We start from the raw sequence: 5,296 nt of genomic DNA, 5'->3' as shown, positions 1-5,296 counted from the left end.
CGCTTCTCAATAGCGGCGGTACCGGTCGGGAAAGTCCCGTCATCCGGCATGGCTGACAGGGGCAGTTCGTGGCCGACGCCGTCAATAATTGGCCCGAGGGTCGTTTTAACTATGTCAGAGTAGCCGCCCCATTGACCAATGTGCATCTTAATAGAACTTTCAGCAGTAGCCGGCACCTGGACTTCAAAAATATTTTCGAGCGCGGCATCAACGCCGCGTTTGTTCATCGCCACAACTTTTTCACCGGCCTTACCGTAAGTCTTGTCAATAGCATCCTTGATCTGGCTGATCGCCTGATTGACCGGAATGATCTCGGAGATCTTGAAGAAGGCGGTTTGCATGATCACGTTGATTCGGGCACCGAGGCCTATCTCTTCACCCAGATGAATTCCGTCGATGACATAAAATTTCAGTTTCTTGTCGATAATCCGCTGTTGTACCAGTTGCGGCAAATTGTTCCAGATTTCATCCTTGCTAAAAGGCGCATTGAGCAGGAAGGTTGCCCCCTGCTTGGCACTCTTGAGCATGTCGTACTTCTCCAGGAAGGAAAAGTTGTGACAAGCAATAAAGTCTGCCTGGGAGATCAGATAAGTGCTCTTGATTTCGTTTTTGCCGAAACGCAAGTGTGAGGTGGTCAGGCTGCCGGCTTTTTTGGAATCGTAAACAAAATAAGCCTGTACCTTGTTTTTGGTACATTCACCGATAATTTTGATAGAGTTTTTGTTGGCGCCGACAGTGCCGTCTGATCCCAGGCCAAAGAACATGGCCGCATAACCGTCAAAAGGTACGAGGAAGTCCTTGTCGAAATCAAGACTGCTGCCAAGCACGTCATCTTTAAAGCCAACGATGAAATGGTTCTTCGGTTTGTCAGCAAGTAAATTGTCAAGAACCGCCTTGCACATACCGGCATTAAATTCAAAAGAACCCAACCCATAACGGCCACCAACAATCGGTGGGTAACCGGAGAAGCTGGTCATTTTTTCTACCATGCCTTCGCCGATAGCCGTCCGAACCGCCTGATACAGCGGCTCGCCAATGGAACCCGGCTCTTTGGTGCGATCAAGTACGGCAATCTTCTTGGTTGTCGCCGGGATCGCTTTACAGAAATCTTCAATCGGGAACGGCAGGAACAAGCGGATCTTGATCAGACCGACCTTTTCCCCTTTAGAAACCAGGTAATTGATGGTTTCTTCCATCGCCTCACAGCCGGAACCCATCATCACCACGATCCGCTCGGCATCGGGCGATCCGACATAATCAACCAGATTGTACTGACGGCCGGTCAGGGCAGCAAACTTATCCATCTGCGCCTTGAGGATGGCGGGAACTTTTTCGTAATACGGATTGACGGTCTCACGTCCCTGGAAATAAACATCAGGGTTCTGTGCGGTTCCGCGCAATTTCGGATGCTCCGGCGACAGAGCACGCTGACGATGAGCCGTGACAAGATCGTTGCTTATCATCTGGCGCATGTCATCCAGCGTCAGCTCTTCAATTTTTTGTATTTCGTGAGAGGTACGGAAGCCATCAAAGAAATGCAGGAAAGGCACCCGTGACTCCAGCGTCGCTGCCTGGGAGATCAGGGCAAAATCCATGACTTCCTGAGGGTTATTGGAACAGAACTGAACCCAACCGGTGGAACGACAAGCCATCACATCGGAGTGATCGCCAAAAATCGACAACGCCTGAGCAGCAATGGCACGCGCCGACACATGGAAAACGGTCGGGGTCAATTCACCGGCAATCTTGAACATATTGGGAATCATCAACAACAGGCCCTGGGAGGCAGTAAAGGTTGTCGTCAACGCACCGGCCTGCAAGGCACCATGAACGGCACCAGCCGCGCCACCTTCTGACTGGAGCTCAACAACCTTGGGAATGGTTCCCCAGATGTTCTTTTCGCCGACAGCGCTCTTGGCGTCGGAAATTTCACCCATGACCGATGACGGGGTGATGGGATAGATGGCAATCACCTCATTGGTCGCATGAGCAACGTGCGCCGCTGCGGCATTACCGTCAATATTGACCATTTTCCGAGACATGCATACCTCCTGTGTAAGTTAGGTAAATGACGTTCTTTTCAATTAAAAGAACAAAGGGAATGATGACACTTGAGAATCGTCCATATCGATTTCCTGTTGTTGTCAGAGTGTCCGGCGACCGGATACCGCATGCTGCACCGTACCGGCATCAATATATTCCAGACCGCTGCCCGAAGGGATACCGTGGGCCAGACGGCTGGCCGGCACGCCACGTTGCCGACAGAGGCGCGCCAGATACAGGGCAGTTGCCTCGCCTTCAACGCTGAAATTGGTGGCGATAATCACCTCATCAAAGGTTTCCGTGGCCAGACGCTGTTCCAGCTGCGGAATCTTCAGATCTTCCGGGTCAACCCCGTCCAGGGGAGATAAAACTCCGTGCAACACATGATAGAGCCCACGGTAGGAATGACTGCGTTCAATCGCCAGCAGATCCTGGGGCTGCTCAACCACACAAAGCAGGCGCTGATCTCGTTGCTCCGCAGCGCAGATGCCGCACAAGCGGTTTTCAGCGATATGAAAGCATTTCTCACATAAACGGACGTTGCGTTTCATTTCCAGCAGAGCATCCGCCAGTGCTGCGACCTCAGAATCCGCTGTGCGCAACAGATGAAAAGCCAGACGCGCCGCCGTCTTGCCGCCGATCCCCGGCAGCTTCGCCAGTTCGGCCTCTAAACGAGCGAAAGACGGGAGAGAGCCTAGCATAACTTTGTCTCCTGAATCTAATAGTTTATGCTTTTATAACGTCGTTTTCAGGGATGCTAAAAAACAACAACGACACCAAAAAAAATGGTGGCGCATTGGTCTGACCAAAAATAACTCTACCACGCAAAAGGGGATTGACTCAATCTTTTTTATCCCCGCTAAAACATCCCCGGGATATTCATCCCTCCGGTAATTTTGCCCATCTCCTCCTGCACCATCTCCTGGCTCTTTTTCATCCCCTCATTCACCGCTGCGATGACCAGGTCCTCGAGCATCTCGACATCCTCAGGATCAACCACCGCCTTTTCGATTTTCAGCTCAAGCAGCTGCTGCTTGCCGTTCACCCGCGCGGTGACCATACCCCCACCGGCGCTGGCCTCAACTTCTCTGGTTGCCAGTTCCGCCTGCATACGTGCCATTTTCGCCTGCATCTGCTGCGCCTGCTTCATGATATTGCCAAGTCCCTTTGCCATCATTGTCTCCTTTTTATGATGAGTAAAAATACTACACAAAACCCTTATCGATGGGAGTCACCTTCTCGACATTGCCGCCAAAAATCTCCAGCGCCGATTTCACCAGTGGATGCTCGAGGGCGTTCTCACGCAGCTTGCGCTGACGATCACTCTCCTGGCGCTCACGTTCCTCGTGCAACGACGGCGGCTGAGGCTCGCCATTGGCGCCCTTGATAATCTCAATGTTTACCGGCACAGAAAAATATTCCGCTGCCAACCCCTGCAGATTCTGTTGCATCTCAGCGTCAGCCAGTCCAAAAAATTTGGCCGGCATGGCAATCCGCACCAATGGCAATTCCAGCGCCAACAAACTGGCCTGTTCGAGCAACGATGAGATCCGCGGACGCCGCCGACTTCTGACAAATTCGACTAATCCGGCCCAGCTGCCTGCGGATAGCTCCTCCGTCAGCTGAGCATCAGGCTTTTTTTCCTCAGCTTCCTCAGGTTCCTCAGGCAGCGGCGGCGGTGATTCAGGGGGGAGCTCAACGTCACGAGTTTCGCTAACGGGATGAGGGGCAACGGTACGATTCTCGCTGACCACCGGTGTAGCGACAGGGGCAGGGACAGCATAATCGACCCGCGCCAACAGGTTTTTTTCCAGGCTCTCCAAACGTTGAATCAGGGTGGCAACATCGATCCCGGTGGGGAGCGTCGCCAGCTTGACCAGCGCCACTTCCATAGTCAGGCGTGAGTAGGTTGAGGTTGCCAGCTCGGCTTCAGTGCGCAGCAAAAACGCCAGGATTCGCTGAAATTCATCCAGAGGACGGGGTGCTGCCAGACGCCGTAACTCGGTCAATTCGCCTTCACTGACATCGAGCAACTCCCCCGGTTCGTCGATGACCTTGAGAATTACCAGACCGCGCACCAGCGCCACCAGCTGCTGACAAAACTGGCGAAAGGAATGTCCCAGATCATCAACCTGCGCCACCAGGGTCAGCAGCTCACGAGGATTGCGTTCGACAATGGCCGTCAAGGTATCCAGTAACAGCTGACTGCTGACCTGACCGAGAATCTGCTGTAGCGGCTCATCAGCCACCTGATTGCCGCAGCAGGCAATCACTTGATCGAAAGCCGACAAGGCATCACGCATACTGCCGCCGCCGTGGCGGGCAAGCGCTGCCAGGCCGGCAGCACTGATGGAGATCCCTTCTTGAGTGGCGATGTAGTGCAGGCGTTCCTGCACTGCCACGATGCTGATTTTCTTGAAATCAAACCGTTGGCAGCGCGACAGAATAGTGACTGGGATCTTGTGGGGTTCGGTGGTAGCAAAAATAAACTTAACGTGGGCAGGTGGCTCTTCGAGGGTCTTCAACAACGCATTAAAAGCGCTGTTGGAGAGCATATGCACTTCGTCGATAATAACAATCTTATAGCGACCCTGGGACGGCAGATAGCGCACCGCATCCCGCAGCTCGCGAATATCATCGACACCATTATGGGACGCGCCATCGATTTCGAGGACGTCAATCCCCTGACCGGAGGTAATTTCAACGCAGGAAGAACAGCTGCCGCACGGGGTAGTGGTTATTCCCTGCTGACAGTTCAGGGCTTTGGCGAAGATCCGTGCCGCCGAGGTTTTACCGACTCCGCGCGCACCGGTGAAGAGAAAGGCGTGATGCACGCGATCAGTGGTGATGGCATTTTTCAGGGTTTGGCTGACGTGCTCCTGCCCGACCAGATCGTCGAACAGCTGTGGCCGCCACTTGCGCGCCAGAACCAGGTACGACATAGAAGAATCCTGACGTGTATCTGTCGAGCACGGGATCGGGGCTCCCATGCCAAGGGACACGATTGTTTGCTATGGGGCCATCCATGACCGTTCGACTGTCGCCGTCCCTGGCGACAGACGCCCTTGTCACGGGAACCCCGATCCCATGCAAGGTGTGTGCTGTATCATTGCGGAAAAAAATTGCCGATACAAGAGACAGCCGGGCACCCCCGCGGCACACATTCAAACCGCTACCGCTGCTCCCTTCCGGGCCTGACGGGGTTTACGGCCGCCTGTTGCGCAGGACCCGGCTGTCACTTCTACCGGCAACA

The 5,296-nt window shown here is 53.8% G+C and carries 4 protein-coding genes and 1 other RNA gene; all 5 read right to left on the bottom strand.

Annotated elements, in window-relative coordinates; genetic code table 11:
* On the bottom strand, positions 1–2,042 hold a 2,042-nt coding region (nifJ, locus tag AC6F7T_RS11970; protein WP_500719153.1), incomplete at its 3' end, for a pyruvate:ferredoxin (flavodoxin) oxidoreductase.
* A 102-nt stretch (positions 2,043–2,144) separates the two neighbouring features.
* Positions 2,145–2,744: a recombination mediator RecR gene (gene recR / locus AC6F7T_RS11965; protein ID WP_500719151.1), complete on the bottom strand. Its 600-nt coding sequence runs from the start codon at positions 2,742–2,744 to the stop codon at positions 2,145–2,147.
* 158 nt (positions 2,745–2,902) lie between these two features.
* Complete coding sequence (locus AC6F7T_RS11960; RefSeq protein ID WP_500719149.1) at positions 2,903–3,220, bottom strand: YbaB/EbfC family nucleoid-associated protein; 318 nt, start codon at positions 3,218–3,220, stop codon at positions 2,903–2,905.
* A gap of 28 nt (positions 3,221–3,248) precedes the next feature.
* Complete coding sequence (dnaX, locus tag AC6F7T_RS11955; protein WP_500719147.1) at positions 3,249–4,985, bottom strand: DNA polymerase III subunit gamma/tau; 1,737 nt, start codon at positions 4,983–4,985, stop codon at positions 3,249–3,251.
* Positions 4,986–5,179: 194 nt separating this feature from the next.
* Positions 5,180–5,277, bottom strand: an RNA gene (ffs, locus tag AC6F7T_RS11950) — signal recognition particle sRNA small type.
* Positions 5,278–5,296 lie beyond the last annotated feature (19 nt).

This window comes from Pelovirga sp. (assembly GCF_059864205.1).
Note: the sequence above shows the minus strand (reverse complement) of the source record. Positions and strands in the feature narration are given on the sequence as shown.